At 67.8% G+C, this 4,052-nt stretch carries 5 protein-coding genes and 1 pseudogene; 4 read left to right on the top strand and 2 right to left on the bottom strand.

Going from position 1 to position 4,052, the window contains the following annotated elements:
• Window positions 1-141 precede the first annotated feature (141 nt).
• Together ACFC02_RS41875 and ACFC02_RS41870 are read right to left on the bottom strand one after the other, a co-directional pair.
• On the bottom strand, window positions 142-459 hold the full coding sequence (locus ACFC02_RS41875; protein WP_376368163.1) for a transposase: 318 nt from the start codon (window positions 457-459) through the stop codon (window positions 142-144).
• 238 nt (window positions 460-697) lie between these two features.
• Window positions 698-1,147: a TetR/AcrR family transcriptional regulator gene (locus tag ACFC02_RS41870; protein ID WP_376368161.1), complete on the bottom strand. Its 450-nt coding sequence runs from the start codon at window positions 1,145-1,147 to the stop codon at window positions 698-700.
• Between the two features lie 109 nt (window positions 1,148-1,256).
• On the opposite strand from ACFC02_RS41870, the gene ACFC02_RS41865 reads away from it, so the two are divergent.
• From ACFC02_RS41865 to ACFC02_RS41850, 4 genes and pseudogenes are all read left to right on the top strand, one after another.
• Window positions 1,257-1,814 carry a cupin domain-containing protein gene (locus tag ACFC02_RS41865; protein WP_376368159.1) on the top strand — a complete coding sequence of 186 codons (558 nt, stop codon included), beginning with the start codon at window positions 1,257-1,259 and terminating at the stop codon, window positions 1,812-1,814.
• 185 nt (window positions 1,815-1,999) lie between these two features.
• A pseudogene (locus ACFC02_RS41860) lies at window positions 2,000-2,766 on the top strand (MBL fold metallo-hydrolase).
• 279 nt (window positions 2,767-3,045) lie between these two features.
• Window positions 3,046-3,648: a hypothetical protein gene (locus ACFC02_RS41855; RefSeq protein WP_376368157.1), complete on the top strand. Its 603-nt coding sequence runs from the start codon at window positions 3,046-3,048 to the stop codon at window positions 3,646-3,648.
• A gap of 213 nt (window positions 3,649-3,861) precedes the next feature.
• A partial coding sequence (locus ACFC02_RS41850; protein WP_376368155.1) for a hypothetical protein occupies window positions 3,862-4,052 on the top strand: 191 nt, incomplete at its 3' end.

Genomic DNA, 4,052 nt, shown 5'->3' with positions numbered 1-4,052 from the left:
GCATCGTCGTGCGGGTCTCGGTGTGCTCGCCGGGCTCGGCGCCGATGTGGGCTGTGGCCTCGGCCTCGATGAGTTCCTGCAGGATCCGCTGGGCCAGGACCCTGATCAACTCGATTCCGTCCGCCGTACGCAGTGACTCCATCAGGCGGAATAAGTCATGCTGGGACAAAGCCATCGCGTCACCTCTCGTTTCAACGAGCTTCTCCACTCGGAGAGTTGCGCGATGGCTGCCTCTTGACCAGGGGCTACGCGGAGATCGCTGCTACACCACTCGGCAGGACACCATCCCGCATCGGGGGCCGGTTCCTGCTGCTTCTGGTACTTCTTCACCCAGCCGCGTAGCGTCTCCGAGTTCAGCTCAAGCTCCCGGGCGACTTCGGAGATCGTCTTGCTTGACCTCAACGCGATCTGGACGGCTTCGTCGCGGAACTCCGGCGAGTACTTACTGGGGGGCGCCACTTCTTCCTCGTTTCCTTGCTCAGGACAACCCTATTGGGTGCCTGTCCGGAAACTTCGTGGCCCCTCACTCGGCTCAACTCGACCGAACCGGCCCGCGATCCGGGCCATGGCCTGGTCGAACATCGCCCGCCAGCGGACGGGGTCTACGCTATGGCCCGCGGCCACCGCACGATCTTCGTTTGTCTACACACCAACCGATGATCACGCGGTGGCCGTACCCGTTCCCGGCCGGGTACGGCTACAAGATCGCGAAACCAGACTGGAGTACTAGTGTCTGCCGGGCCGCGTCCTCCAGCGCAGCCGCCGTGATCATGACACGCACCAGGTCCTCGTACCGCTCGTTGTCGACGCGGATGCCGTGCACGAGCAGGGTGATCACCTCCCCCGGGTCGCCGCAGGCACGCACCGCGTCCAGGGCCCACTCCACGATCGGATCGTGACTTCCCTCGTCGATGAGGGTGGTGAGGATCGCCGCTTTACCCCGTGCCCCGGCATACACGGCGGGTACCGCCGTCCCGGCCTCGCGTGCGATGTCGGTGACCGTCACGTTCCCGTAGCCGCGATGCACGAAGAGGCGGGTGGCGGCCGCCAGAACCGCGGACCGGGCATCCGCCGCCCTGTTCCGGCGGACAGCCTTCCATGTCTGCCCGCAGTCAGAAATATGTGTCGTCATCGTCTCTCCGTCCATGTGAAGTGTGCCCGGGGTATAGGGTCCCTGTGTCGTCAGCGGCTCTGCCCGGACTTCTTCTCTTCGCGCGCCCTCGCGTCATCCGTTCCGGGCATCGAGTCATCCTCACATGGAGTCAGGACCCGTCATCGTGAGCAACTTCCCCTCGCCGCCGGTGCCGCAGGACCGCCAGTTCGTCCTCGGTCAGCACCTGCGCCTGTCCATCCTCATATCCGCGGAGGAGACGGACGGCCGTCACGACCTCTCGGACGCCGTCCTGCCCGGCGACGCGGGCACACCGCTGCATCTGCACACCGGCTACGAGGAGCGGATCTGGGTGGTCGAGGGCAGCCTGACGGTGTGGGCCGGGCGCGACACGTTCATCCTGCGGTCCGGCGACTTCTACGCCATCCCGATGAACACCCCGCACACGCTCAAGGCAGGCCCCGAGGGCGCGCGGTCCCTGAACATCACGTCCCCGGCCGCGTTCGCGGAACTCATCCGCCGCTCCGGTACCCCCGCGCACCTGGCCACGTCCGAGACCGAATGGGACATGGGCCTGTTCCAGGCTGTCACCGAGGAACTGGGTGACATCATCCTCGGCCCGCCCGGCGCCACCCCCGCGGATCTCCCGCCCGCGGACCTGGAGAAGCTCCTGGCCGGCTGCGGCGGCCCGGACAACATATGACACACTACGCATGTAGTGCTCGTCAAGCACACATGCAGCAGGTGCTGCGTCCGCCGCGGTGAAGCGGCGGGTGTCACACGTCGGCCGCCGGGCCTCATGACGGGTCCTGGCCGTCCGCCGCACCCCTTCCAGAAGGGGTCCGAGGACCGCGCCCCGGTCCGCCGGCCGCACGAGGGAGGGAAGACATGCCGAAGGAACCGCGCGACGAGGACGTCGTGCGCGTCGGTGACGAGGTCTACGCGGTCTCCGGGAGCAACACCAACTGGGTGATCGCCAAGGAGGGCGACAGCTGCGTCCTGGTCGATTCGGGCTACCCCGGGGACCACGACGCCGTGCTGGCGTCGCTGGCCATGCTCGGCCTGCGGCCGGAATCGGTGGCCGCCGTCCTCGTCACGCACGCGCACAACGACCACATCGGAGCGGCCGAACGGCTGCGGGTGGCCCACGGCGTGCCGGTGCTGATGCACGAGGAGGAGGTGCCGCACGCCCGGCGCGACTTCCTCGACCAGGTGTTCATCGGCCAGGTGCTCGCCCAGGCGTGGCGCCCCGGTGTGCTCCCGTGGGCCGTGCACGCACTGCGGTCCGGCGGCACCCGGCACGTCCCGGTGACCGAGCCGCTGGCCTTTCCCGGCCCCGGCCCCCTCGACCTGCCCGGATCCCACCGGTCCCCGTGCACACTCCCGGACACACCGAGGGGCCCTGCGCCTACCACCTGCCTGGCAGCGGCATCCTGATCAGCGGTGACGCACTGGTCACGGGACACCCGACGTCCAGGATCACCGGCCCCCAGTTGCTGCCGGACATGTTCCACACCGACCGGACCGCCGCCCTCGCCGCGCTGACCACGCTCAAAGGCGTCGACGCGGACGTCATCGTGCCCGGCCATGGCCCGGTGCACCACGGATCCGCCAAGGAAGCCGCAGGTCAGGCCCATGATCGCGGGGAAACCTGACGGATCATGGCCGAAGGCCGCGCATCGGGCGGTGTCCGGTGAAGCCGGCCGATTCCGGGACATCGTTCGGGGGAAGTTTCCTCCTGAGGGAGGTTTCCCGGACCGCAGGCGGGCAAACTGGAGTGGCAGCGGAGCCGGGCCCGTACGGCCAGGTGGCACACCACTTCACACCGACAGCACGACGTTCCGCCCGGCCCCCGTGATGCACACTCCTCAGCACAGGTCTCCCGGCGTGGGTACCGTGCGCAACGTCATCCAAATACAAAGGAGTGAACGGTTATGACCAGCCAATCAGCCGCCACGCTCCGATCGCGGTACGTCGAGCAGGCCGCATCGGACCTGGAGGAGAATCGCCGGCGCCAGCAGGAACTGGCCGAGAAGATCAAGTCGTTGAAGCAGGAGGAAGGCCTCCTGGTCGACATCCTGACCCTCGCTGAGCGGTATGAGGGGGCGGCCGACCCGTCCCGGCTTCCCGAACAGGCCCAGGGAGAGCCCGCTCTCACACCCGAGAGGTCCGAGAGCGGCCTCCTGTCCGCCGCCGCGGGCGCCTCGACACGTCGTACGACGTCGGGCACGCCGACCGCACAGACCGGCCGGAACACCCCGAAGACTGCCGCGAAGGGGAAGTCGCGTCAGCCGCTGCTCGGGGATCTCCTGCGGGAACTGCTCGGCGCGTACGACGAGCCGCGCCTGGCGAAGGAACTGCGCGACGAACTGCTGGAGAAGCACCCGGACCGCAATCCCACGCCGCAGGTGGTGCGCAACACCCTGGAGGCCCTGGTCGCCAAGGGCCGTATCCGGCGGCACAAGCAGCAGCGCTCTGTCATGTACTCCCTGGTCGAGCCCGTGGACCGGCAGACCGCGACCGCGGGCGACGCGTAGGGCTGACACGCGTCCCCGCTCTTTCGAGCGTGTTCCGGCACCTGGTTCATCCGGCGCCGGGACACGCCTTTCGCGATTCCCGGACACATGTCTCACACCGGACGGACGCCATCTCCGGCATGGCGCGATTTTCTCGTTACCGAGCGGTGAACCTTTCGGTCGGCCGATCCGTGTGAAGTAAAGAGGGTGCTTACCCTTCACGGCGCAGATGCTGTGGACGCGATCACGCGACAGCCTGTTCCGTCGGCAGATGTGCGTTTGCGGGTGGTTTTGGTGGCTGTGGATCCTGTGGTCAACGGCATTGTGGTCGCGTTGACGGGGATGACGGTTCCCGAGGGGTCGCCTGAGCGGGTCCGGGCGGAGATCGTGGATCCGCATGTGGTGCTGGTGCGTTTCCTGACCGG

Source organism: Streptomyces sp. NPDC056160 (assembly GCF_042268205.1).
GTDB lineage: Bacteria > Actinomycetota > Actinomycetes > Streptomycetales > Streptomycetaceae > Streptomyces.
The sequence above is the reverse complement of the archived record's forward strand: the minus strand, read 5'-3'. Positions and strand labels throughout refer to the sequence as shown.